This is a genomic window from Delftia sp. DT-2, assembly GCF_028401915.1.
In the GTDB taxonomy this organism is placed as follows: Bacteria; Pseudomonadota; Gammaproteobacteria; order Burkholderiales; family Burkholderiaceae_C; genus Comamonas; species Comamonas tsuruhatensis.
Genome location: NZ_JAQOTI010000004.1, coordinates 314,808 through 339,685 on the forward strand (window position 1 = coordinate 314,808; position 24,878 = coordinate 339,685).

Annotated in this window: 24 protein-coding genes; 16 read left to right on the forward strand and 8 right to left on the reverse strand. The window is 67.7% G+C overall.

Translation table 11 applies throughout. The features are described from left to right. Position 1: 1 nt before the first annotated feature. Positions 2-1,504 (forward strand): ATP-binding protein, encoded by a 1,503-nt coding sequence (locus PO605_RS08815; RefSeq protein ID WP_012204699.1) that lies wholly within the window; start codon positions 2-4, stop codon positions 1,502-1,504. 102 nt (positions 1,505-1,606) lie between these two features. Here PO605_RS08815 and ispF read toward each other — a convergent pair whose 3' ends face one another. Next, the gene (gene ispF / locus PO605_RS08820; protein ID WP_013803157.1) at positions 1,607-2,086 is read right to left on the reverse strand and encodes a 2-C-methyl-D-erythritol 2,4-cyclodiphosphate synthase; all 480 of its coding nucleotides are present in this window, start codon (positions 2,084-2,086) and stop codon (positions 1,607-1,609) included. A 16-nt stretch (positions 2,087-2,102) separates the two neighbouring features. Next, positions 2,103-2,933 (reverse strand): 2-C-methyl-D-erythritol 4-phosphate cytidylyltransferase, encoded by an 831-nt coding sequence (gene ispD, locus PO605_RS08825; RefSeq protein ID WP_046238331.1) that lies wholly within the window; start codon positions 2,931-2,933, stop codon positions 2,103-2,105. Positions 2,934-3,094: 161 nt separating this feature from the next. Here ispD and mfd point away from each other — a divergent pair, with 161 nt between their 5' ends. The 4 genes from mfd (at position 3,095) to PO605_RS08845 (ending at position 8,957) form a co-directional block, all read left to right on the forward strand. Next, a complete protein-coding gene (gene mfd, locus PO605_RS08830; RefSeq protein ID WP_047474971.1) occupies positions 3,095-6,589 on the forward strand; it encodes a transcription-repair coupling factor in 3,495 nt (1,164 codons plus the stop codon). Between the two features lie 16 nt (positions 6,590-6,605). Beyond that, positions 6,606-7,271: a hypothetical protein gene (locus tag PO605_RS08835; RefSeq protein ID WP_272206299.1), complete on the forward strand. Its 666-nt coding sequence runs from the start codon at positions 6,606-6,608 to the stop codon at positions 7,269-7,271. A gap of 135 nt (positions 7,272-7,406) precedes the next feature. After that, a complete protein-coding gene (gene serB, locus PO605_RS08840; protein WP_016445267.1) occupies positions 7,407-8,120 on the forward strand; it encodes a phosphoserine phosphatase SerB in 714 nt (237 codons plus the stop codon). 306 nt (positions 8,121-8,426) lie between these two features. Next, positions 8,427-8,957 (forward strand): hypothetical protein, encoded by a 531-nt coding sequence (locus tag PO605_RS08845; RefSeq protein WP_016453029.1) that lies wholly within the window; start codon positions 8,427-8,429, stop codon positions 8,955-8,957. A gap of 63 nt (positions 8,958-9,020) precedes the next feature. Here PO605_RS08845 and PO605_RS08850 read toward each other — a convergent pair whose 3' ends face one another. Continuing rightward, positions 9,021-9,506, reverse strand: coding sequence for a PaaI family thioesterase (locus tag PO605_RS08850; RefSeq protein ID WP_047473686.1), 486 nt, complete (start codon positions 9,504-9,506; stop codon positions 9,021-9,023). 102 nt (positions 9,507-9,608) lie between these two features. On the opposite strand from PO605_RS08850, the gene PO605_RS08855 reads away from it, so the two are divergent. Further along, on the forward strand, positions 9,609-10,949 hold the full coding sequence (locus PO605_RS08855) for an aminotransferase-like domain-containing protein (protein ID WP_016453031.1): 1,341 nt from the start codon (positions 9,609-9,611) through the stop codon (positions 10,947-10,949). Positions 10,950-10,989: 40 nt separating this feature from the next. Here PO605_RS08855 and PO605_RS08860 read toward each other — a convergent pair whose 3' ends face one another. Further along, positions 10,990-11,208 carry a DUF3820 family protein gene (locus PO605_RS08860; protein WP_017404429.1) on the reverse strand — a complete coding sequence of 73 codons (219 nt, stop codon included), beginning with the start codon at positions 11,206-11,208 and terminating at the stop codon, positions 10,990-10,992. 198 nt (positions 11,209-11,406) lie between these two features. Between PO605_RS08860 and PO605_RS08865 the strand changes: the two genes are divergently transcribed. Beyond that, positions 11,407-12,192 (forward strand): MetQ/NlpA family ABC transporter substrate-binding protein, encoded by a 786-nt coding sequence (locus PO605_RS08865; RefSeq protein WP_017404430.1) that lies wholly within the window; start codon positions 11,407-11,409, stop codon positions 12,190-12,192. Between the two features lie 92 nt (positions 12,193-12,284). On the opposite strand, the gene PO605_RS08870 is transcribed toward PO605_RS08865, so the two are convergent. After that, positions 12,285-13,187, reverse strand: coding sequence for an EamA family transporter (locus PO605_RS08870; RefSeq protein ID WP_047473685.1), 903 nt, complete (start codon positions 13,185-13,187; stop codon positions 12,285-12,287). Positions 13,188-13,295: 108 nt separating this feature from the next. Between PO605_RS08870 and PO605_RS08875 the strand changes: the two genes are divergently transcribed. Next, positions 13,296-13,793 carry an Lrp/AsnC family transcriptional regulator gene (locus tag PO605_RS08875; protein ID WP_047473684.1) on the forward strand — a complete coding sequence of 166 codons (498 nt, stop codon included), beginning with the start codon at positions 13,296-13,298 and terminating at the stop codon, positions 13,791-13,793. A gap of 30 nt (positions 13,794-13,823) precedes the next feature. Next, the gene (locus PO605_RS08880; protein WP_047473683.1) at positions 13,824-14,135 is read left to right on the forward strand and encodes a hypothetical protein; all 312 of its coding nucleotides are present in this window, start codon (positions 13,824-13,826) and stop codon (positions 14,133-14,135) included. Positions 14,136-14,144: 9 nt separating this feature from the next. Here the strand turns inward: PO605_RS08880 and PO605_RS08885 are convergent, their stop codons facing one another. Next, positions 14,145-14,795 (reverse strand): LysE/ArgO family amino acid transporter, encoded by a 651-nt coding sequence (locus PO605_RS08885; RefSeq protein ID WP_047473682.1) that lies wholly within the window; start codon positions 14,793-14,795, stop codon positions 14,145-14,147. 71 nt (positions 14,796-14,866) lie between these two features. Between PO605_RS08885 and PO605_RS08890 the strand changes: the two genes are divergently transcribed. The 7 genes from PO605_RS08890 (at position 14,867) to PO605_RS08920 (ending at position 23,030) form a co-directional block, all read left to right on the forward strand. After that, complete coding sequence (locus PO605_RS08890) at positions 14,867-15,772, forward strand: HTH-type transcriptional regulator ArgP (RefSeq protein WP_017404434.1); 906 nt, start codon at positions 14,867-14,869, stop codon at positions 15,770-15,772. A gap of 452 nt (positions 15,773-16,224) precedes the next feature. Next, positions 16,225-17,067 carry a GspH/FimT family pseudopilin gene (locus tag PO605_RS08895; RefSeq protein WP_197065173.1) on the forward strand — a complete coding sequence of 281 codons (843 nt, stop codon included), beginning with the start codon at positions 16,225-16,227 and terminating at the stop codon, positions 17,065-17,067. Between the two features lie 19 nt (positions 17,068-17,086). Further along, positions 17,087-17,575 (forward strand): type IV pilus modification protein PilV, encoded by a 489-nt coding sequence (gene pilV, locus PO605_RS08900; RefSeq protein ID WP_052195851.1) that lies wholly within the window; start codon positions 17,087-17,089, stop codon positions 17,573-17,575. Continuing rightward, positions 17,572-18,672 carry a PilW family protein gene (locus PO605_RS08905; protein WP_272206300.1) on the forward strand — a complete coding sequence of 367 codons (1,101 nt, stop codon included), beginning with the start codon at positions 17,572-17,574 and terminating at the stop codon, positions 18,670-18,672. Before pilV ends, PO605_RS08905 begins: the two co-directional genes overlap by 4 nt. 2 nt (positions 18,673-18,674) lie before the next feature. Beyond that, positions 18,675-19,232 carry a pilus assembly PilX family protein gene (locus PO605_RS08910; RefSeq protein ID WP_269431535.1) on the forward strand — a complete coding sequence of 186 codons (558 nt, stop codon included), beginning with the start codon at positions 18,675-18,677 and terminating at the stop codon, positions 19,230-19,232. Between the two features lie 10 nt (positions 19,233-19,242). Continuing rightward, a complete protein-coding gene (locus tag PO605_RS08915; protein WP_156136112.1) occupies positions 19,243-22,578 on the forward strand; it encodes a PilC/PilY family type IV pilus protein in 3,336 nt (1,111 codons plus the stop codon). 2 nt (positions 22,579-22,580) lie between these two features. Further along, on the forward strand, positions 22,581-23,030 hold the full coding sequence (locus PO605_RS08920) for a type IV pilin protein (protein WP_047473680.1): 450 nt from the start codon (positions 22,581-22,583) through the stop codon (positions 23,028-23,030). 30 nt (positions 23,031-23,060) lie between these two features. On the opposite strand, the gene PO605_RS08925 is transcribed toward PO605_RS08920, so the two are convergent. Continuing rightward, complete coding sequence (locus PO605_RS08925) at positions 23,061-23,600, reverse strand: DUF2721 domain-containing protein (protein ID WP_052195848.1); 540 nt, start codon at positions 23,598-23,600, stop codon at positions 23,061-23,063. Positions 23,601-23,708: 108 nt separating this feature from the next. Beyond that, positions 23,709-24,698: a LysR family transcriptional regulator gene (locus tag PO605_RS08930; RefSeq protein WP_016453034.1), complete on the reverse strand. Its 990-nt coding sequence runs from the start codon at positions 24,696-24,698 to the stop codon at positions 23,709-23,711. Between the last annotated feature and the right edge of the window lie 180 nt (positions 24,699-24,878).

A 24,878-nucleotide genomic window follows, 5' to 3' on the forward strand; every position in this document is an offset into this window, starting at 1 on the left:
CATGAGTTCCTTCACCGTCCCGCCCCACGACGCCACAAGCCCTGCGCCCCTCGACTACGAGCGGCGCATGACTGCGCGCTCTCCGCTGGGACTCAATCTTTTCTGGCGTACCTTCTGCCTGCTGGCCCTGCTGTTGGTGGGCAGCATCCTGGCGTGGCTGCAGACGCTGCGCGCCTTCGAGTTCGAGCCGCGCACGCTGCACACCGCCCAGCAGATCGCCTCGCTGGTCAACCTCAGCCGCGCGGCCCTGGTGCATTCGGATGCCATCAACCGCGTCTCGCTGATCAAGACCATGGCCGACCAGGAAGGCGTGCGCATTCTGCCGCGCGAGCCTGGCGACAGCTTCGAGCTGCTGGACCAGAGCACGCTGGGCAAGCGCCTGACCGAAGAACTCACGCGCCGCCTGGGCTACGGCACCATCGTGGCGCGCAGCGTCAATGGCGAGCCGGGGCTGTGGGTGGGCTTCACCATCAATGGCGACCGCACCTGGCTGCTGATGGACCGCTCGCGCTTCACGCCGGCCAGCGGGCGCACCTGGCTGATCTGGCTGATCACGGCCGGCCTGCTGTCCCTGGCGGGGGCGGCAGCCATCGCGCGCCTGATCAACCGGCCACTCAAGCAGTTGAGCTATGCGGCCAACCGCGTGCGAGATGGCGACTTCGACGCCAGCCAGCTCGACGAGGAAGCCGTCACCAGCGAGATCCGCGAGGTCAACATCGGCTTCAACCGCATGGCGCAGAAACTCGCCCAGCTGGAACAGGACCGCGCGGTGATGCTGGCCGGCATCTCCCACGACCTGCGCACGCCGCTGGCCCGCCTGCGGCTGGAGACCGAGATGAGCGTGGTGGACGACGTGGCGCGCGAGCACATGGTGGCCGACATCGTGCAGCTGGACGCCACCATCGACAAATTCCTGGACTACGCCCGCCCCGACCATGTCACCCTGAACCCGGTGAACCTGCATGCCGTGGTGTCCTCCTGCGTCTATGCGGTGCAGGACCACCGCGAGCTGCAGATCAGCATGGCCGTGCCCGAAGGCGTCTATGTGCTGGCCGACGAGGTGGAACTGGCGCGCGTGATCTCCAACCTGTTCGAGAACGCACGCCGCTACGGCAAGACGCCCGAGACCGAAACCACCCACGTGGATGTGACGGCATCGGAACGCGAAAGCTGGGTGGTGATCCGCATCCGCGACCATGGCCGTGGCGTGCCGCCCGAGCAGCTGGCCAGCCTGACCCAGCCCTTCTTCCGTGGCGACTCCGCGCGCACGGCCGCAGCGGGCGCGGGCCTGGGCCTGTCCATCGTGGACAAGACGGTGCAGCGCATGGGCGGCGTGTTTGCGCTGTCCAACTCCTCCACGGGCGGGCTGGTTGCCCATGTGCAGTTGCAGCGTGCCTCGGGCGTGGCCAAGGGTGCCGAGCCCGAGCAGCGTCTGCAGCGCCCGCAGATCAAGCGCCAGCTGCCCCCGCGTGCGCAGGACGGCGCCCTGGACGGAGAGGACTGAGCCCGCAGCGCGCGTTCGGCAGATACGTGCGGCAGATACAAAGGCCCCGGCGATCGTTGACCGATCGCCGGGGCCTTTTGCATGGGGATGGCACCCCGCTGGTCAGGCGCGGAACAGCAAGGCGGCAGCGCGCGCCTCCATGGCCTGCTGCTGGCCCACGGGGCCGAGCTTTTCGGCCGTCTTGGCCTTGACGTTGACCTGGTCCAGCGCCAGCCCCAGCGCCGTGGCGATGCGCTCGCGCATGGCAGGAATGTGCGGCGCCAGCTTGGGGGCCTGGGCAATGATGGTGCTGTCGATGTTGCCGATCTCCAGCCCCGTGGCGCGCACGCGGCGCGCCGCTTCCACCAGCAGCACCAGCGAATCGGCGCCACGGAATTCGGGGTCGGTGTCGGGGAAATGCCGGCCGATGTCGCCCAGCGCCGCGCCGCCCAGCAGCGCGTCGGTGATGGCGTGCAGCAGCACGTCGGCATCGGAATGGCCCAGCAGCCCCAGTTCGTGCGGCACCTCGATGCCGCCCAGGATCAGCTTGCGCCCGGGCACCAGGGCATGCACGTCCCAGCCCTCGCCAATACGAAAATTCATGTGAAACATTCCAGGTTCAGAAAAATGGATTGCCCGACGCCTGCGGATGGTCGCGCTGGCCCCGGTATCGCTCCAGCGTGGTGCTGCGCTCGCGCTGCGACAGCACGGCGGCGGCCAGCGCGAAATCGTCCGGATAGGTGACCTTGAAATTCTGCGCGCCGCCGGGCACCAGGCGCGGGCGCTGGCCCACGGCCTCCATGGCACTGGCCTCGTCGGTCACGGCCGAGCCGGCGTGCTGCAGCGCATCGAGCAGCGGCGCGATGCGGAACATCTGCGGCGTCTGCGCCAGCCATTTGTCGCTGCGGTCCACCGTGCCCGCCACGCGCACCCCGCTGGGCCCGGCCACGGCCGTCTTGAGCGTGTCGGGCAGCTTGTGCGCCAGCAGGCCGCCCACGGCATCGTGCTCGCAGGCGTCGATCAGGGCATCGATGAGCGCGGGCGTCACCAGGCAGCGCGCGGCGTCGTGCACCAGCACCCAGTCATGCGCGCCCGCACCGCGCGCCAGCAGCTCCTTCAGGCCGTTGGTCACGGATTCGGCCCGCGTGGCGCCTCCGCATGCCGCCGTGGAGTAGCGCGTGGGCGACGGGCCCGGCAGGCCCTGGCGCCAGAAATCATCGCCGGGCGCGATCACCACCAGCGTGTGGTGTACGCGCGTTGCACCCGCAAAGGCGGCCAGCGTGTGCGCCACCATGGGCGCACCGGCCACCAGGTGGTATTGCTTGGGCAGTTCAGGCGCAGGCGCATCGGGTGCGATGGCGCGCGAGCCCGTGCCCGCGCAGGGGATCAAGGCCCACAGGCGGGCCGGCTCCAGGGATGCGGGCGCAGCCGCCGCAAGCAGATCTGTCATGGTGGCGCATTGTAGTGACGGCCATGTGCCGCCATGGCCATGCGGGCATGCCTGCATGGCCGCCATGCGTGCTGGCTAAAATGCTTCGATACCCCTCTGCGCGTGCCGAGGGGTTTTGTCGTTACTTCGCCCAGGCGCTGCGGCGCCCACGTCCAAGCACCATGGAACTGCCCAAGCTCACTCCCGGAAAACGCTTCACCCTGCCCCGCCCCGTGGGCAGCGCCGACGCCCTGCTGCTGGCCCGCCTGGGCGAGCGCGAGAAGGCGGCAGGCCGGGTGACAGCCATCGTCACGGCCGACGCCTCGGATGCCCAGCGGCTGATCGACGAGATGGCCTTCTTCGCCCCGGGCCTGCGCTGCGCGCTGTTCCCCGACTGGGAGACCCTGCCCTACGACAGCTTCTCTCCCCACCAGGACCTGATCAGCGAGCGCCTGGCCACGCTGTGGCGCATCAACCAGCGCGACAAGGAGCATGGCGCCGACGTGGTGCTGGTGCCTGCCACGACGGCGCTGTACCGGCTGGCGCCGCCCTCCTTCCTGGCCGGCTACACCTTCGAGTTCAAGAGCGGCCAGAAGCTGGACGAGGCCAAACTCAAGGCCCAGCTGACGCTGGCCGGCTACCAGCATGTCTCCCAGGTGGTCAGCCATGGAGAGTACGCGGTGCGGGGCGGCCTGATCGACCTGTTTCCCATGGGCTCGCTGCAGCCCTACCGGGTGGACCTGTTCGACGACGAGATCGACTCCATCCGCACCTTCGACCCCGACACCCAGCGCAGCCTCTACCCCGTGCCAGAGGTGCGCCTGCTGCCGGGCCGCGAGTTCCCCATGGACGAGGACGCGCGCGCCAAGTTCCGCCAGCGCTGGCGCGAGCTGCTGGAGGGCGATCCCACGCGCAGCCGCATCTACAAGGACATGGGCCAGGGCATTGCCACGGCCGGCATCGAGTACTACCTGCCGCTGTTCTTCGACGAAACGGCCACCGTCTTCGACTACCTGGGCGCCGATGCCACCGTGGTCATGCATGGCGACCTGGAGCCGGCCTTCCAGCGCTTTTGGCAGGACACCAAGGAGCGCTTCCGACTGGTGCAGGGCGACCCCGAGCGCCCGGCCCTGCCGCCCGAGGTGCTGTTCCTGTCCGCCGACCAGTTCTACACGCGTGCCAAGGAGCACGCCCAGCTCGCGCTGCGCCCAGGCACCGAGGACGTGGCCGACAGCGCCATCTTCCAGAAGCTGGAGGACCTGTCCGTGGTGCGCGGCGCGGAAGACCCTCTGGCGCGCCTGCAAAGGCACATTGCCGCCAGCGCCCACCGCGTCCTGCTGCTGGCCGAGTCCGATGGCCGGCGCGAAAGCCTGCTGGACTTCTTCCGCGCCTCGGGCGTGAACCCGCCGGTCTTCGATTCGCTGGCCGAGTTCCAGGGCGATGCGGGCGAGAAGGTGGGCATTGCCACGGCCGGGCTGATGAACGGCTTTGCCTGGGTGGAGGAAGGCCTGGACTTCGTCACCGAGACCGAGCTGTTCGCCACCAGCCCCACGGGCCGCAGGCGCCGCCGGCAGGAGCAGGTCAGCGATGTCGAGGCACTGATCAAGGACCTGTCCGAACTCAAGGTGGGCGACCCCGTGGTGCACTCGGACCACGGCATCGGCCGCTACCAGGGCCTGGTCCACATGGACATGGGCCAGAAGAACCCCGACGGCACGCCGGCCGTGCAGGAATTCCTGCACCTGGAGTACGCTGGCAACGCCGTGCTCTACGTGCCCGTCAGCCAGTTGCAGCTGATCAGCCGCTACACGGGCGTCTCACCCGAGGACGCGCCGCTGCACAAGCTCGGCGGCACGCAGTGGGAAAAGGCCAAGCGCAAGGCGGCCGAGCAGGTGCGCGACTCCGCGGCCGAGCTGCTGAACATCTACGCACGCCGCGCCGCACGCCAGGGCCATGCCTTCCGCTACTCGCCCCAGGACTACGAGCAGTTCGCCAACGACTTCGGCTTCGAGGAAACGGCGGACCAGCGCGCCGCCATCCACGCCGTGATCCAGGACATGATCAGCCCCAAGCCCATGGACCGCCTGGTCTGCGGCGACGTGGGCTTCGGCAAGACCGAGGTGGCGCTGCGCGCGGCCTTCGTGGCCATCACGGGCGGCAAGCAGGTGGCCTTCCTCGCGCCCACCACACTGCTGGCCGAGCAGCACTACCAGACCCTGGTGGACCGCTTCTCCAAGTGGCCGATCAAGGTGGCCGAAGTCTCGCGCTTTCGCTCGGGCAAGGAGATCACGGCGGCCGTCAAGGGCATTGCCGACGGCTCGGTGGACATCGTCGTGGGCACGCACAAGCTGCTGTCCGAGTCCACGCAGTTCAAGAACCTGGGCCTGCTGATCATCGACGAGGAGCACCGCTTCGGCGTGCGCCACAAGGAAGCCATGAAGGCCATGCGCGCCGAGGTGGACGTGCTCACGCTGACGGCCACGCCCATCCCGCGCACCATGGGCATGGCGCTGGAAGGCCTGCGCGACCTGTCCGTCATCGCCACCGCGCCCCAGCGGCGCCTGGCCATCAAGACCTTTGTGCGCAACGAGGGCACGGGCGTGATCCGCGAGGCCGTGCTGCGCGAGCTCAAGCGCGGCGGCCAGTGCTACTTCCTGCACAACGAGGTCGAGACCATCGAGAACCGCAAGCAAAAGCTCGAGGAAATCCTGCCCGAGGCCCGCATCGCCGTGGCCCACGGCCAGATGCCCGAGCGCGAGCTCGAGCGCGTCATGCGCGACTTCGTGGCCCAGCGCTACAACATATTGCTGTGCTCGACCATCATCGAGACGGGCATCGACGTGCCCAGCGCCAACACCATCCTCATCAGCCGCGCCGACAAATTCGGCCTGGCCCAGCTGCACCAGCTGCGCGGCCGCGTGGGCCGCAGCCACCACCAGGCCTATGCCTACCTGATGGTGCCCGACCTGGACAGCCTGACCAAGCAGGCCCAGCAGCGGCTGGAGGCCATCCAGCAGATGGAGGAACTGGGCTCGGGCTTCTACCTGGCCATGCACGACCTGGAAATCCGCGGCGCCGGCGAGGTGCTGGGCGAGAACCAGAGCGGCAACATGATGGAGGTGGGCTTCCAGCTCTACAACGAGATGCTGTCCGAGGCCGTGCGCAGCCTCAAGGCCGGCAAGGAGCCCGATCTGCTCAGCCCGCTGTCGGCCTCCACCGACATCAACCTGCACGCGCCGGCCCTGCTGCCGGGCGACTACTGCGGAGATGTGCACCTGCGCCTGTCCTTCTACAAGAAACTGGCCACGGCCCGCACCAGCGACCAGATCGACACCCTGCTCGAAGAAATCGTGGACCGCTTCGGCAAGCTGCCGCCCCAGGCGCAGACGCTGATCGACGTGCACCGCCTGCGCGTGCTGTCCCAGCCCTACGGCGTGATCAAGGTCGATGCGGCGCCCGGCGTCATCAACATCACCTTCAAGCCCCAGCCGCCGGTGGACCCGATGGCCATCATCCACCTCATCCAGAAGAACAAGCACATCAAGCTGGCCGGCAACGAGAAGCTGCGCATAGAGCGCGCCCTGGACAATCCCAAGGACCGCGCCCAGATGGTGCGCGACGTGCTGCGCAGCCTGGGCCAGCCGCTGGTGGAGGCAAAGGCGGCCCAGCCCGCATAGAAGGGTTGTCCTAGCCATGTTCCTCGAAGCGAGCATCGCCCTGCTGGCCCTGGCCGCCGCGCTGTGGCTGCGCCCCTGGCGCATGCTGGCCGGCCGCCCGGGCCCGGGCGGGCCGCTGGACCGCATGGCCTCGCCCCTGGTCACGCCGCTGCTGGCCGTACTCGTGCTGCTGCCCTGGATCTGGGCCCTGCCCACGCTGCACCGCATGCCGCTGCAACTGCAGTGGTCCTCGGCGCCGCTGGTGGTGCTCATGCTGGGCTGGCCTCTGGCCGTGCCGCTGCTGCTCGTCGTGGGCGGGCTGGCCGCCCTGCTGTCGCCGGCCCTGGGCTGGGGAGATGCGCTGGGCATCTCGGTCTGGCAGGGCATCGTGCCCGCCACGCTGGCCATGCTCTGGGGCGCGGCGCTGCGGCGCTGGCTGCCGCACCAGATCTTTGTCTTCATTCTCGCGCGCGGCTTTGCGGGCACGGTGCTGTGCGTTTTCATCTCGGCCCTGCTGGCCCAGGCCGCAGGCCACTCGCTTCCCGGTGTCAACGAGGACCTGTCGCGCATTGCGCGCTGGCTCATGGCCTGGGGCGATGCCGTGGTCACCGGCATGGTGACGGCCATCTTCGTGGTGTTCCGCCCCCAATGGCTGGCCACCTGGTCGGATGCCATCTACCTGCGCCGCCCACCCGCGCCCTGAGGGCGCATCCAGGCACAAGCCGTGGCGCGCCGCAGTGCCAAGGCCAGTGACTGCGCCGCGCGGCCCTGGCTCTGGATATGATTCGCGCCTGATACCCGCCAGCCCGGCGGCCCGTCCCTTTTTGCTGCCCCACCCATGACCGATGTCACCGAATTCGCGCCCGGACTGCTGATCCGCGGCATCCAGCCGCCACTGAAGCTGGCCGACTACAAGCTCATCGCGTTCGACATGGACTCGACGCTGATCACCATCGAATGCATCGACGAGATCGCCGACGCCACCGGCAAGAAGGCCGAGGTCGCGGCCATCACCGAAGCCACCATGCGCGGCGAGATCACCGACTTCAAGGACAGCCTGCGCCAGCGCGTGGGCAAGCTCGTCGGCGTGACCGAGGCCGACATGGCCCGCGTGCTGGCCGAGCGCCTGAAGCTCTCCCCAGGCGCCGAAACCCTGGTGCGCGCAGCCCAGGCTGCAGGCCTGAAGGTGCTGCTGGTCTCGGGCGGCTTCACCTACTTTGCCGAGCACGTGCGCGGCATGCTGGGCATCGACTTCGTGCGTGCCAACGTGCTGGAGATGCGCGATGGCGCGCTGACCGGCGGCCTGATCGAGCAGCCTTGGGGCGACATCTGCGACGGCGCCGAAAAGCGCCGCACGCTGCTGGAAGTCGCCTCGCTGCTGGGCATTCGCCCCGACCAGTGCATCGCCGTGGGCGACGGCAGCAACGACATTCCCATGATGCAGGTCGCAGGCCTGTCCGTGGCCTACCACGCCAAGCCGCGCGTGCGCAACGAGGCCAAGGTCTCCATCACCGAAGGCGGCCTGGACCGCCTGCTGGAAGTGCTGCGCTGAAAACCGGCGGCGGGGGCTGGCGCAGGCCGCTGCACTGCTCCGCAATCAATAGCTGAGAATGTTTTGTGGGCTTGCTTTTCCGGCAGGCCCCGGTCTTTTCTACAATGCTTGACGCAGCCCCATAGGCCACCGCCTCAGCGCCGGTGGCTCTCCTACAACAGCAGGCTGCACACCGGCGTATCCGCATGCCGGTGCTTGGAATCTCCTGCCCCATCCCCATGTGACACCCAAGGCCGCAGGCCTGCCCGCAGACGGGCGACCTGTGGCGCTCCGACCGGCGCAGGCCCGCCTGCGCCGACCGTGCACATGACCACCATGATTGGAAAAACCTTCGTGAAGACTTCGTTCCGCACCACTGCCTCCGTGATCGCCCTGGCCATTGCCTCGCTGACCGTGCCCACGCTGGCCCAGGCCAAGCGCATGGGCAGCGGCGGCAAGTCCGTGCGCCCGGCGTCGATCGGCAAGGCCCCTGCCCAGCCCGCAGCGCCTGCGGCGCCCACCGCCAGCAAGGCGGCAACGCCTGCCAGCCCGGCAGCTCCTGCCACGCCAGCAACGCCGGCCGCGCCCGCCGCAGCCGCCGCTCCGGCAGCGGCACCTGCCACTGCAGGTGCTGCAGGCCCGGGCATGATGGGCACGCTGGGCGCCGCCGCCGTGGGCGCCGTCGCCGGCTCCATGGCCGGCAATGCGCTGGCCGGCGCCATGACCCCTGAAAAGGACGCTGCCGCCAAGGAGGCCGAAGCCAAGGCCAAGGCCGCCGAAACCGAGGCAGCCGAGCTGCAGCGCAAGGCCGATGAAGCCAAGGCCAAGGCAGAAGCCGCCCGCGCCGCCGCCAAGTAAACCGCCTGCTCCTTGCAAAAGGCCGCGCCTGTCGCGGCCTTTCTGTTTTGTCCAGCGGCTGCTTCAACGGCCTTGCGCATGCTCTCCACGCAGCGTCAACACGGCGCTGGCGATGCTCGCAACGGCCTTGCCATCATCACGCTCGATTTCACAGCGGTAGTGGCTGATCGTGCGCCCACGGTGCTCGGCCCACGCCCGCGCGCACAGCCTGGAGCGCCAGACCGGGCGCAGGAAGGCCGCCTTCAGGTCGATGCTGGTGAAACTCTGGCCTGGCTCCATCAAAGTGGAATGCGCCGTGCCTATGGCAGCATCGGCCAGTTCGCACAGCATCCCGCCATGGACCGTGCCCTGCTGGTTGCCATGGCGCTGCGCATCGGCGTCGAACTCCACGACGGCCATGGCTTCGCCGACGGCCACTATGCGAAACCCCAGCATCTGCGAGATCGCGGTCGGATAGCGCATGTGCGTGGCCTCGTCTGCGGCAAGCCGCCCTTCGATCTGCCGCTGCAGATAGTCGAGCACGGGGAGATAAGTGCGGGGAAGATGCATGGATTTCCTGTCTGGAGCGGGAGGGCAAGGCCCGGGAATGCCCGTCTCGCCAGTGTGATGACCTAGACTGGAACAATCAAAAAATTGTCCTAACTACACTCCATGGCTGCCTCTCGCGTTGCTCTGCTGACTGAACGGCTGGCCGAAGACATCCGCGCCGGCCGGCTCGCTCCCGGCACGCTGATGCCCACGCACCGCGACCTCGCGGCCCGCCATGGCATGGCCGTGGCATCCGCCAGCAAGGTGTATGCGCGGCTGGCCTCCCTCGGCCTGGTCATCGGCGAAACCGGGCGCGGCACCTTTGTGCGGGATCGGCCGCAGCAGCGCGAATGGGATGGCAGCGACGAATCCCGCCTGAGTTCGGACACGGCCGACCTGTCCTTCAACCATCCCACCTGGCCGGGGCAGGCCGGGCTGTTGCGCTCCATGCTGCGCGAGCTGGCTGCTTCGGGCGACCTGGCTGCGCTCATGCACCAGCAGCCGCCCGGCGGCCGGCTGCACGAGCGGCGCATCGTGGCCGACTTCCTTGCCCGCGAACGCGGCCTGGCTGCCGAGCCGGAACGCATCTTCCTGGTCAACGGCGCGCAGCAAGGACTGGACATTGCCGTGCGTGCGCTGCTGCGGCCCGGCGATGCGGTGGCCGTGGACGCGCTGACCTACCCGGGCTTCAGGATGCTGGCCGAGCTCCAGGACCTGGACCTACAGCCGGTCCCTGCCCTTGACGAGGGTCCCGACCTCGATGCATTGGAGCGGCTGTGCGCACGCCGGCGCATACGCGCCATCCATGCCATGCCCACGCTGCACAACCCCCTGGGATGGGTGATGCCGCTGGCGCAGCGCCAGCGCCTGGTGGAGATCGCAAGGCGCCACGATTGCCTGCTGATCGAGGATGCTGCCTATGCCTTTCTGGCAGGCAAGGCGCCCGCAGCCCTCGCAACGCTGGCGCCAGAGCGCTGCATTCACGTCTCCAGCCTCTCGAAAAGCGTGGCCAGCGGGTTGCGCTTCGGCTTCATGGTGGTGCCCCAGGCATGGGCAGGCCGCGTCAAGGCCGTGGTGCGCGCCAGCCACTGGAGCATGCCGGGCCTGGTCACGGCCATGGCCACGCGCTGGATGGCCAGCGGCTCCGTGCGGCAGCAGGAACAACGCATGCGGCAGGAGGCACGGCGCCGGCAGGCGATTGCGCGCAAGGCGCTGGCAGGAATGCAGATGCTGGCCCACCCCTGCTCGCTCTTCCTCTGGCTGCGCCTGCCCGGGGAGCTGAGGATGGACCGGGTGGCCACGGCGCTGGCCCAGTGCGGCATCGCCGTATCGCAGGCCCACGCCTACGCAACGACACCCCATGCCCCGCATGCGCTGCGCCTGGGACTGGGTTCGGTGCCTCTGCCGCAACTGGAGGCCGTGCTCGTTCAGTTGCGGGATACCGTGGAAGGCTTTCCGCCCTGAGCCTGTGCCGGGCCAGGGCCCGGCTCAGGGGCCTTGCGCTTCAGCGCCGCCCGTCGCGCAGCGGCTGCAGCAGGTGCGACAGGCCGTTGTGGTCCAGCTCCTGCATCAGCGCCAGCAGTTGGCCCAGCTCTCCCTTGGGAAAGCCCTCGCGTGCGAACCAGTTCAGATAGTTGCCGGGAAGATCGGCGATCAGCCGGCCCTTGTACTTGCCATAGGGCATTTGCACCTGCACCAGCTTTTGCAGCATTTCGGAGTCCATGGCGGCGATGGTACGCGCTGCGCCATCGCAAGAATCCGCATAAAAAACCACAGCCTTATAACCAAATATCAAAAATGTTCAACGCGGCCCCTGGCGCAGCACTAGACTATGCGCCTGCCTGCCGCCAAGCCCGACGCGGAGCCGTTCTCCCGGGCCGGCGGCGTTTTATCGCAACCCGTTGAAGAAAGTCCTCCGGTCATGTTGAAGAAAGCCCTCTCCGCAATCGCGATTGCCACGCTGGCACTGACAGCCCAGGCCGCCGACGTGCTCAAGGTCGGTGCCACGGCCGTGCCGCATGCAGAAATCCTCAATCACATCAAGCCCGCGCTGAAGGCCCAGGGCATCGATCTGCAGATCAAGGAATTCAGCGACTACGTGCAGCCCAATGCGGCCGTCGAGGACAAGCAGCTGGACGTGAACTTCTTCCAGCACCAGCCCTACCTGGACAGCTACAACAAGGACCGCAAGACCTCGCTGGTGGCCGTGCCCAATGGCAAGGTCCATGTGGAGCCCTTCGGCGGCTACTCGCAGAAGATCAAGAACGTCAAGGATCTGAAGGACGGCGCCACCATTGCCATCCCCAACGACCCCTCCAACGGCGGCCGCGCCCTGATCCTGCTGGCCAAGCAGGGCCTGATCGAGCTCAAGGACCCCAAGAGCCTGACGCCCACGCCGCTGGATGTGGCCAAGAACCCCAAGAAGCTCAAGTTCAAGGAACTCGAAGCCCCGCTGCTGCCGCGCGCACTGGGCGATGTGGACCTGGCGCTGATCAACACCAACTACGCCATCGAGGCCAAGCTCAATCCCACCAAGGATGCGCTGTTCATCGAAGGTGCCGACTCGCCCTACACCAACATCGTGGTGTCGCGCCAGGACCGCGCCAACGATCCCAACATCGCCAAGCTGATGAACGCACTGCACACGCCTGATGTGAAGAAGTTCATCGTCGAGAAGTACAAGGGCGCCGTCGTTCCCGCGTTCTGAATGCGAGGTGGCCGCAGCCTTGCCGGCTGCGACCGCCGCGAAAAAAAAGCGCTGCCGGGGCAGCGCTTTTTTTGTGGCTGGCATTCCCTGCCTCAGCCTGCGGAGGCCACCTCCGCCGGCGCCTTGGCCGCAGCAGCCGGCCGCGTGATGGCGCTGCCCATGGCCGCGCCCATGATGCAGGCAATGGCCAGCCACTGCGTTCCCACCAGTTGCTCATGCAGCAGCAGCATGCCCATGAGGGCGGCTATCGCGGGCTCAGTTGCAAGCGCGATGCCGAAGGTGGCGGGCGGCAGGCGGCGCAGGGCCATCATCTCCAGCGTGTAGGGCAAGGCGCTGGAGATGGCCGCAACCATCAACCCGAAAAGAAGTATGGATGGCTGCAGCAGCTTGGCCCCCGCCTCGGCCACGCCGAAGGGCACCACCACCATGGCAGCGAACACCAGGCCCAGCGACACGGCCTGGCCGCTGGGAATGCTGCCCAGCCGCTGGCCCAGCAGGATGTACAGCGCCCAGCAGATGGCAGCGCCCACGGCGCAGGCAATGCCCACGGGCTCCAGCACCAATCCGCCCGCGCCGGCGCCCCCTATCGGCAAAATCAGGGCCAGCCCCGCCACGGCCAGCGCCAGCCAGACAAAGTCCACCGGCCGGCGCGAGTGGTAGATGGCCACGGCCAGCGGACCGGAGAATTCGATGGCCACGGCCAGGCCAAAGGGAATGGTGCGCAGCGCCATGTAGAACAGCAGGTTCATGGCGCCCAGCGCCACGCCGAAACGCAGCAGCGCCCAGGCCTGGGGGCGGGCCAGCGTCCAGCGCCAGGGCCGCCAGATGGCCACCAGGATCAGCGCGGCAAAGCCCACGCGCAATGCCGAAGTGCCCTGGGCGCCCAGCACCGGAAAAAGCTGCTTGGCCAGTGAAGTGCCCACGCCCAGTGCCGTGACCGAGCCCAGCACGGCCAGCAGGGGCCAGGCGCGGTTCCATGTGGTGTTTGTTGTCATGGCCCGTACGATATTGCAGGCCAGCGTTGCAAAAGGCTCGTTTTGGGGCCTCTTCGCGCAATATTCGCTCTTTCCGACCGCCCCGCACCCGTTTTCCGCCCCTCCCCCATGCCCGCCATCGCACTCGATACTTTTGACCGCGCCATCCTCGACGTGCTCCAGCGCGACAACCTCACGCCGCAGCGCCTCATTGCCGAGCAGGTACACCTTTCGGCACCGGCCGTGCAGCGGCGCATACGGCGCCTGCAGGAGCTGGGTGTGATCACGGCCAACGTGGCCGTGATCGATCCCGTGCGCACGGGGCGCCCGCTCACCGTGCTCATCAACGTGCAGCTGGCCAACGAGCGCCCGGACCTGTCCCTGGCCTTTCGCGCGCGCGTGGCGCGCGAGCCCGCCGTGCAGCAGTGCTACTACGTGACCGGGGAAGCCGACTATTCATTGATCGTCACGGCTGCCGATATGCAGGAGTACCAGGCGCTGGCGGCGCGGCTGTTCTCCGGAGACGACAACATCCGGCGCTACACCACCTCGATCGCTCTGGAACGCATCAAGACCGGGCTGCAGTTGCCGATGGCAGAACACAAGCCCGACAATGAAACAAGTTGACACAACCTAGACATACACCAGGAGACTGCTTTGAGCGCACCTTCACCGGACAGCATGGCCCGCCTCGTCGCCACACGCACCCTCGACAAGTACGAGCGTGACTACTATCCCAAGCGCGAGCGCATCACCATTTCCTTCAGGGGCGACCTGGCCGAGCAATACAACTACGACAAGATCCAGCCCTTGTCCGAGGCCCAGCGCCATGGCCACAAGGTCGTCATCGAGGCGACCAGCCAGAAGACCGGCGCCACGGGCCACTACTGCATCGAATGCAACAGCTGGAACCTCATCGAGGCCGTGGGCACCTGGGCGCCCGGCGAACAAGCCCCGGCCGCAGACTGATCTGCGCCGTCAGCCAACTGCCGGTGCCAACGCGCTGCCAGCCACCCACCAGGCCAGCGCCAGCATCATCACGCCCGTGAGGCCATCGAGAATGCGCCAGGCCTGCGGCTTCTCGAACAGGCGCTTCATGCGGCGGCCCGCAAAGGCCAGCGCCACGAACCACGACAGGCTGGCCGATGCGGCGCCCACCACATAGACCCACTTGAGCACGCCTTCCTGGCGCGCGCCGATGGAGCCCATGAGCAGCACCGTGTCCAGATAGACATGGGGGTTGAACAGGGTGATCACGGCCAGCGTGGAGACCACGCCCAGCAGGCCACGCGGGGCCAGTTGCCCGCCCGATGCCGCCAGTTGCGCATCGGGCGCCATGGCCATGCGCCACAGCGCGATCAGCCCATAGGCCAGCAGGAACAGGGCGCCGCCCAGCGTCAGGTAGCGGGCCAGGTCGGGGTTGTCGCCCAGCAGCCGGGCCATGCCCGCCACGCCCAGGCCGATGAGCACCACGTCGCTGACCACGCACCATGCCACGCAGGCGCGTACATGCTGGCCGTGCACGGCCTGGCGCAGCACATACAGGTTCTGGGCTCCGATGGAGACGATGAGCGACAGGCAGACCGTGAAGCCCGCCAGCCAGGAAGAAGAAACATTTGCAGTCCACATGGGCAGGGATTGTCTGGCTCGCAAATGGTTAAGTAAAATTACATTTACTCAATCAAATGAAGAATATCTAAATGCTCGACTACGCCGGACTCGAAGCCCTGGCAGCCGTGGTGCGCGAAGGCAGCTTCGAACGCGCGGCGCGCAAGCTGCACGTCACGCCCTCGGCCGTCTCCCAGCGCATCAAGCTGCTGGAAGAGCGCGTGGGCCAGGTGCTGGTGCTGCGCGGCCAGCCCTGTTCAGGCACGGAGGCAGGCCGCCGCCTGTGCCTGCATGTGGAGCAGGTCGCCCTGCTGGAAAACGACCTGCGCCGCAAGAACCCCGAACTGGTGCCCGAGGGCCAGACGGCCCTGCCCACGCTCAAGCTGGCCGTCAATGCCGACTCGCTGTCCACCTGGTTCATGGACGCCATGTCCGCCTTCACGCGCGACGGCAACGAGCTGCTGGACATCAGCATCGACGACCAGGACCACACGGCCAAGCGCATCCGCGAGGGCGAGGTGCTGGCCGCCGTCACGGCCACGTCCTCGGCCATTCCGGGCTGCAACACCTGGCCGCTGGGACGCATGCGCTACGTGGCGGCCGCCAGTCCCGATTTCATCCGCCGCTACCTCAAGGACGGCATCACGCCCGAGGCCATGGCACGCACGCCCATGATGAGCTATGGCCGCAAGGACAGCCTGCAGGACCAGTGGCTGCAGCGCCTGGGCGCGGAAGGCCGGCGCAGCACGCCGCGCCACTTTCTGCCGTCCAACCAGGGCTATACGCGGGCCTGCGAGCTGGGCATGGGCTGGGGCATGCACCCGCCGCTGATGATCGGCGCGCAACTGGCCGAAGGCAGCCTGGTGGAGCTGCTGCCCGGCAACGATCTGGACATTCCCATGTACTGGGCCCATGCGCGCAATGCGCAGGCCAGCCTGCAGCGGCTGACGGACTGCGTGATCCAGGCGGCAGCCGCCTGTCTTGACCCGATGGAGTGAGGGGGCCATTGACGGCCCCTCTTTCCCCGCCTCGCCCACTCCGTCGAATCCACATCCCCGGCCAATGCGTTTTTGCCGGCCCGGGATCATCGCAATACCGGAAACAAACAGGTCTTCCATTCATTGAATCCGCTGAAATACAGGCGTCAGAAGATAATCCCGCGCACGCCAGGAAAATGCAAACAGGAACAATCCTAGAAATCAAATAGGAGCATTCCCATAAGGCAGATACAAGCGTCCCGGGGGGCAAAAAGAAGGACTCAGATTTTCTGAAAAGCCTTGACATCATTTGCAGTGAGCCTAGAGAATTCGCGGGCCTCAAGGCAATTTCATAAAGCTGCCACTCTTTTTGAAAATCACGCAGGCAATAGACGCGCCTCGAAACACTTGCCATATCCAGGAAATCGGCATCTCCGGCAATGCCTCCATTGCCGGATATTCAGGATTCGCCTATGACCACCACAGGAATACACAGGAACGAATACACGGGACAGGCAATGCAGGAGTACTCCTTCGCTTTTCATTTGCGCATTCCATTCATTGCGCATGCGGCATGCCAGCGGCGCCGCGAAGCCGGCGGCATGCCTGCGCCGCCCGCAGGGCGCCACCAGGGCTTCACCCTGGTGGAGATCATGGTGACCCTGGCTGTGGTGGTCATCCTGCTGGCCATTGCCGCCCCCAACATGAACGACATGGTGCAGACCAGCCAGCAGGAGTCCGCACTGATGCGCCTGTCCGCGGCCCTGCGCATGGCCCAGCACGAGGCGGGACGACGCAACCAGCGCATCACCATCTGCCCTGCCAGCGCGGACCGCAAGGCCTGCAGCGACACCGCCATCGGCAGTGGTCCCTATCAGGGGCTCCAGGATTGGTCCGGCGAGCTGATCGCCTTCAGCGACGGCAGCACCCCCCGCGTGATCGACGAGGACGACCAGGTCCTCAGGGTGTTTCCCAGCGTGCGCAGCGTGGATCTCTTCGCCTGGTATCCGACGGGCGGCCAGGGCATGAAATCGGCGGGCCACGCCGTACACGCGCTTCCGGACGGGCAGATCTGCTGGCCCACGGCCCGCCGGGGCGCACCGGGCGCCGAGCAGGTCCACCGCGTGGCCTACCCCTGCAACCCCGACGTGACCTTCACGGCCTGCCCGAGTCGCGCCCGGCACCTGCCCGCCCGCCATATCGCCATGTATGCCGGTGGCCTGCAGGACCTGGCACCGCGCGACCCGTTGCCCCGCGCCTCTGGCAGCAGCAAGCCGCAAGCCGTGGACTGCGCCGGCGCCGCTTCCGGCCTCTGAACACAAGCGAGGACTTCGCATGGACAGGAAGGATCCACACCCCGCTCCCACCCCCTCCGCAGCTGCCGCATCGCAGGCAGGCTTCACGCTGGTGGAGGTCATGGTCACCCTGGTGGTCATTTCCGCCGGCCTGCTGGGCACCCTCAAGGGGCTCTATCAGAACCTGGGCGACCTCAATGCCTCCTACCAGCGCACGGCGGCCGTGCAAAAGGCCGCCGAGATGGTGGAACGCCTGCGCGCCAACCGCCGGGGCGCACTGGCAGGCGACTTCGACGGCGGTGGCGGCACCGCGCCCAGATCCTGCAGCGACCCTGGCGAAGGCGGCGACGACAAGGCCCATGCCCAGTACAGGCTGTGCCTGTGGCAAAGGGACCTGGGCAACGCCCTGGCCCAGGGCCAGGGCAGCGTCAAGACGGCCCAAGGCAAGACCCTCATCACCGTGACCTGGAGCCATTCCCGCAGCGGGGATGGAAACCCCGAAGAACACAGCATCGAGGTCATCCCATGAGAGATCGGCTGGCATCCCGTGGCCCGCAGCAAGGCCCGCAACAGGGCCTGACCCTGGTGGAACTCATGGTGGCGGTGGTCATCGCCCTGTTTCTCCTGGCCGCCTTGGTGGGACTGTATGTGAACGCAAGAGGCCTGCTGCGCCATGAAAATGCACTGGCGCGCATGCAAAGCGATGCACGCCTGAGCTTTGGCGTTATGGGCCAGGCGGTGCGCAATGCGGGCTTCACGGGCTGCAGCACGGCCCTGACCAAGGTTCCCCCCTTCATCGCCGAGCCCGAAAGGCTCGGGCCCCACTGGAACCTGCTGGACCCCATAGGCATCCGGCGCGGACAGGCACAGGATGCCTGGACCAGTTTCGCGGAAGATGTCCCCGCCCAGGCCAGCGCCCGGTCGGACGTGCTCAGGACAGCGGGCACGGGCACGCACAAGAGCAGCCAGCAACTGAGCGACAACGATGTGGTCGTCGCGACCGATTGCTCGCAGACCTACATTTCCCGCCGGGCGCTCCTGGATACCTGCATCCAGCCCCCGCCCGGATCGGGAATTTCCGGTTTCTCCCCGGACCGGGGCGCCTGCGGCCTGACGCTCCTCAAGCGCGACGCACGCGTGCTGCCCGCAGTCAATGACCTGTTCTTCATCGGGCGGCTCAAGAACGGCAGCGCCACCGGCCTCATCCACTGCTCCAGCAGCCAGATCGATCCCATGCCCGGGCAAGGCAAAGCCAACGACCTGAGCTGCCGCATGCTGGCCGAAGGGGCCGTGGATCTCAAGATCGAGTCCATACACGGCCAGCCCTCGGCCGCCGTGCAGCAAGAGGCGCCGGGCAACAGCGTATGGAACAACACCGGCTCCGGCCTGGCCGGCAGAGCGACGACGCCGGGTCCGACTCCGCCACCACCGCCTCCTGCCGTGCGCGCCGTGGAAGTGCGCCTTCTCATGGCCTCCGCGCCTGGCATGGGTGCGCTGCTGCACGCACCCCAGAGCTACACCTTCTATCGCGACAGCAACGGCGCCCCCCGGCGCGCCACCGCCGCCGACCGGCGGCTGTACCGTGAATTCAGCGCGGTCTTCACGCTGCGAAACCGGGTGGAATGAGCATGGCAAGGACACGGAAACAAATACGGACACAGGGCGGCCTAGCGCTCATCACCACCATGATCATCATGATGGCCCTGGTGATGCTGTCGCTGGCCGCCATGAACATGGGCCTGCTGCAGGGCCGGTCCACGGGCAACCGCAACGACTGGCACATCGCCTTCCAGGCCGCCGAGGCCGCGCTGCGCGACGGGGAGCAGGACATCACCACCCGCAACCCGGCCCTGGAGGCCTTTGACGATGCCTGCACAGCGGGCCTGTGCCTGCCCAGGGAAGACGGCAGCTCGTGGTCCGTGGCGCTCATTGCCCAGGACACGCTGGGCGTGGCGCTGGGCACGCACACCGGGCAGACCGCCCCCGGCCCCCAGGGAGCCCCGACACCGCGCTACCTCATCGAGCGGCTGGAGACCCCTGCGCAAAGCGTGGTGGTGCAGGGCTATGGCGCCGACCAGGGCCGCCCTCCCGTCTTTCGCGTGACGGCCATCGGCATGGGAGCGGCCCGGCGCGCCGATGGCAGTCCGGCCTCGCGGGTGGTGCTGCAAAGCATGTACATCAATTGAAGGAAAGACCATGCGCAAACTCCCTCTGCAAAAGCCAGCCCAGCACCCCCTCTTGCCGGCGGCAGTGGCGATGCTGCTGCTCGCCTGCATGGCCGGCCCCCGCGCGCAGCAACCGGCGCGCCCCGTGCCCCTGAACATCTCACAGGTGCCCCTGATGGCCACGCAGAACGCCACGCCCAACGTGCTGCTCATCATGGACAACTCCAACAGCATGGACGAGGCACCCAACGGCTGGGCCGTGGGCAGCGCCAGTGCGAACAGCAAGTCCGAAATCGCCCGCACCGCGGCCCGCACCATCATTGAACGCCACCAGGGGCGCATGAACTTGGGCCTGATGGCCTACCAGCAGAACGACCACGTTGACATCACCAGCCTGGGCAACTCGCTGTACGACGTCAGCTACAACCCCAGGCACTGGAACCGGGACTGGGAAGGCCCGCGCGCCAGCCCCGACAACAAGCGCTTCCGCCTCCCCAACCCCAACGACCCTGGGCGCTTCATCCACTTCAACGTGGCCTTGCCGATGTACGGCCTCGGCAACACGGCCGCCCACTGCTTTTCCGCCACAGCCAACGCCGCGGCCACGCCCGCCAATCCCGACGGCTTCCGCACAACCGAGACACCCGATGGCCCCTGGGACCGCTATGCCTGCTTCCGCAGCAAGATAGGTACCGACAACACCGTCATTGCGGGCTATGACGACTTCTGGTTCGAGGGACCTTTCGAGGCCACCGACTCCGACTTCGCCCAGGGCATCTTCGACTTCGGCAGGCAGATATTCCTCACGCCCATAGGCTTGGCCTGGTTCAGCAACGGGTGGCGCAACAATGACGGTTCCCGCCGCTTTCCAGGCCGCGGCTTCCTGCACCAGCCCATCCGGCCGCTGGACGGCGCCCACAGGGCCGCGCTGGATCGCAAGCTGGCCACCTCGCAGTTTGAGGTCAACGGGCCGACCAATCCCGCCCTGCCCCTGCAGAACGCGGGCAGTACGCCGCTGGAGGGCACGCTGCTGACGGCGTTCGACTACTTCCAGGGCGAGGGGGGCAGTTGGCGCGATGCGGCAGAAGGCTATGTGCCCGCCTGCTATCCGCTGCCCCAGTCCTGCGGCCGCAACTTTGTGGTGCTGCTCACCGACGGCCTGCCCTCGACCCGGCCCGACGGCACCATCATCCAGGACATGGCGGCCGGCCTGCGCCAGACGGCAGAGGCCGCGCGGCGCCTCAGGCAAGAGGCCAACGTGGAGACCTTCGTCATCGGATTCGCCCTGCCTTTCGGCACCAATCCCGAGCAATTGAACGAGGTGGCCGCCGCCGGGGGCACGGAGCGCGCCTTCGCGGCCAACGACCCCGCGACCCTCGATACCGCCCTGCAGGCGATCTTCGCCGACATCGCCGCCCGCTCCTCCAGCACGGCCGCCGTGGCGGCCAACTCCACCAACGTGTCCAGCAGCACCAGGATCTACCAGGCCCGCTTCGACCCCCGCGACTGGAGCGGCACGCTGTCGGCGCACCGCATCGGAGGCAGCACGGTGACCGAACAGGCGCAGTGGGAAGCCCGCATTCCTGGGGCGCGCACCATCCTCAGCTACCGACCCGATACGCGCAAAGGCGTGGCCTTTGCCTGGGATGCGCTGAACCCTGAGCAGCAGGGCCAGATCGGATCGCGCGACGTGCTGGCCTACCTGCGGGGCAGCCAGGCGCAGGAAGCGCCCCGTGGACCCCTGCGCAGGCGCACCAGCCTGCTGGGCGACATCGTCAACTCGGCCCCGGTGTATGTGGGCGCGCCCGAGATGCCCTACTCCGAGGCCTCCTACCGCGAGTTCCGCAAGGCACGGGCCAACCGCCGCAAAATGGTCTACGTGGGAGCCAACGACGGCATGCTGCATGCCTTCGACGCGGACACGGGCCAGGAGCGCTTCGCCTATGTCCCCTCGACCGTGATCCCCCAACTGCGCCAGCTGTCCGAGCCGGGCTACCGCCACCGCTTCTACGTGGACGGCTCGCCCATGGTGGCCGATGCCTTCATCGGCGGCCGGTGGCGGACCATCCTCGTGGGGGGACTGGGCGCAGGCGGCCAGGGCGTGTACGCGCTGGACATCACCGACCCCGATGCGATCACCGAAGCCACCGCTGCGAACACCGTGCTGTGGGAGTTCGGCGACCGCGACCGGCGCGCACCGGGCAGCAACCTGGCCGCCGGTTTCGATGGAGACATGGGCTACAGCTTCGCACAGCCTTCCATCGCCAGGACCCGGGCAGGCTGGATGGCCCTGTTCGGCAACGGCTACAACAATGTGGAGGCGGACGGCGCGGCCAGCACCAGCGGCAATGCCGTGCTGTACGCCCTCAACCTGGAGACCGGCGCGCTGCACAGTAAATGGGACACTCGCCGAGGCGTGCAAGACAGCCAGCGCAGGTGGCCCAATGGCCTGAGCACGCCGGCCGCCGTGGACCTGGACGACGACGGGCTGGTGGACCGCGTCTATGCGGGAGACCTGCAGGGCAACATGTGGCGCTTCGACCTCATGGCCGCGAGCGGGGACGGGGGCGGGATCGTGCCGTCGGTCAACGGCACTCCTGCACCGATGACCACCCCCTGGGGCGGCAGCTTCCACGGGCAGCCCATCACCACGCGGCCTGAGGCCAAGATCAGCCACGGCACGCTGCAATCCCACGTGCAGCTGCTGTACGGCACGGGCAAGAGCTTCGAGGTCGGCGACCATGACGCTGCGGCCCCGGCCTCCGCATCCCAGTACTTCTTCAGCCTGCTGGACGAAGGCACCGGGGGCTCCTCCGCAAGCCACAGCGTGCTGAAGGTCACCAGTGTCGACGCCGGCGCTGCCAACGGCGATGGCCGCACCACGCAGATGTCCCTGCGGCTGATCTCCGACGGCCGCCCCGGCAACAGGAACTGGCTCATGCCGCTGGCCGACGCGGGCGAGCGCTTGATCACCCATCCCATGCTGCGCCGCGACCGCATCATCTTCACCACGGCCGTGCCCAGCACGCAGATGTGTACGGCAGGCGGCCATAGCTGGCTGATGGAACTCTCGCTGGACGGCCAGGGCGCGGAGAAGTATGCCGACGGCCTGTTCGACATCAACGGCGACGGTACGGTGGACGGCAGCGACCGCTACGGCGACAACGACCGCGCCACCGGGGGCACGCGGCTGGACGGCATCAGCTCGCAGCCCGCCATCCTGAGCAACGGCAAGCAGGAAACCAAGGTCATGAACAGCACCGCTGGCCTGCAGTCGCTGGCCGAAAGCAAGGGATCACTGAGCAACAGGCGCATCTCCTGGCGCGAGGACACACCGGCCGACATCCATCCGCTGGGCCTGGACTGAGCATGAGAAGGCAGAACAACCCGTTCCCGACACCCGACCGCCGCCGCCGGGTGGCACGCGGCTTCACCCTGATCGAGCTGATGGTGGTGGTGGCCGTGATCGGCATCCTGTCGGCCATCGCCTATCCCAGCTATGCCGAATACCTGCGCAAGTCCCGCCGCACCGATGGCAGGCGCGCCTTGCTGGAGGCCGCAGGCGCCATGGAGAAGTACTTTTCCGCCAACCTGACCTACGAGGGTGCGACGCTGGGGGGCACCGGCGTCTATGCCAGCCGATCTCCCGACGGTTTCTACGAACTGTCGCTGAGTCCTGACCCCGCCGCATCGAGCTACACCCTCATTGCCTCACCGCTGCGAAGCCAGCTCAGCGACAAATGCCATACCTTCACCTACGACCACCTGGGCGTGGGTGGGGTCCGCAATGGCACCCTGCCTGCACGCGATTGCTGGTAGCAGCTGCGCAGCGTGGCCCGGCAGCCGCGCTCAGGGTTCGCTGCCCCGCCCAGGGCTGGGGGCCGGCGCCCCGGGTCCGGCAGGTTCCGGCCGCTGTATGGTGCGCACGGCCGCGCGCACGCGGGTCAGGGTGTGGAAGTCCAGCAGGCTGGTGGCCATGATGGTTTCCCAGAGAAAGCAGGCCAGGGCCGAGAGAAACATCAGCACGCCGAACAGAAAGCCCAGCACCGCATAGCCATGGCCGTTGATGCCGTAGGCCTCGCCCAGGAACAGCAGGGCAATGGTCAGGCCGATGCAAAAGCCGCAGACGGTCAGCAGCCCTATGCAGACATTGGCCAGCCGGCCGCGCTTGCGCAGAAAGTGCAGCTCGGTCAGGCTGCGCGCGATGAATTCCTCCTCCTGCGGCGTGCGCAGCAGTTCCTCCAGCTTGCGCGCGCGGTCGATGATGCGGGCCAGCCGCCCGGCAACGGCGCCTATCATGCCGGCCACGGCCGTCAGGAAGAACACCGGCGCCAGCGCCAGCTGGATGCTGTGGGTGACGGTATCGGCGTCTAGCGACCAATTGATCATGCGGTCCTCTGCGTGCTTTCTGTTGTCTGGTGCGGCCATGCTGCCGTGTTTTCGCGCGGACAGTATTGTGGCCGCAACCGGGGCCGCAAGAAGCCATGCCGCCCGCTTTCAGCGCGCCGGGGGTGCCGGCAGAACCTGCGCGCACAGCGAAAGCATCTGGTCCAGCAGGGCGGGCGCCCGGTCGCGGCGGCGGACCACGCCCAGCGGCGCCAGCCGGCCCGTCAGCTGCACGTCGAGCCGGCACACGCGCGCATGGGTCTGCAGGCCCGGCGCAATGCTCAGCGGCACCAGGGCCACGGCGCCGGGCTGGCTCAACAGGCCCTCCAGTATCGGCAGGGAAACGGTGGAGACGGGAAACCAGGGCGCATCGGGCAGCGCCTGGAGCACCTCGGCCTCGAAAATCCCGCGCACGGCGATGTTGGCCGTGGGCAGCACCCAGCGCGCGCCGGTCAAGGCCTGCAGCGGCACGCCACGGCGCCCGGCCAGTGCATGCGAGCGTGCGGCCACCACCACGGCCGTGTCGGCCAGCAGCGGCTCGAAGACGAAGGGGCCGGGCAGCAGCGCCGGCTCGCGGCAGAACACCGCGTCCAGCCCGCCGCCCAGCAGCTGGGACAGCAGCCGGGTACTGGCGTCTTCGTGCACATCGACATGCACCTCGGGGTGTTCGGCATAGAACCGCGCCAGCAGGGGCGAAAGAATGGCCAGGGCTGCCGCCGGAATGGCGCCCAGGCGCAGCGCGGCCGCGGCGCCCCGGCGAATGGCGGCCAGCGATTCCGCCACCTCCTCCAGCGCGGCCAGCACGCCGCGCACCGTGTCCACCAGGGTCTGGCCGGCCAGCGTGGGGCGTATGCCGCGCGCATGGCGCTCGAACAGGCGGATGTCCAGCACGCGCTCCATCTCGGCCAGCGCCTGGGTGGCGGCCGACTGGCTCATGTGCAGCGTGGCGGCGGCCTGCACCACCGAGCCGCATTGCTGCAGCGCCACCAGCAGCTGCAGCTGGCGCAGGCGCACATGCTTGGTCAGGCGCGAGAACAGCAGCCGGCCCTGGGGCGTGGCCGCATCGTCCAGGCCTTCGCGGTCGTCAAAATCGTGGCTCATGGGAATCTCGGTGTTTTCCCCAGGCAGGCCCTGGCACGCCACAGGCGGCGAAGGGCAAGCTATCGGAACGGCTTATAGCTTGGCACAAATACCGTGGCCTACGCGGGCGGCAGGATTTCTATAGTCGCCTGCATCGGGAGCCGGCACGGCCCAGGCTGCGGCTCCCTCCCCGTCGATGGA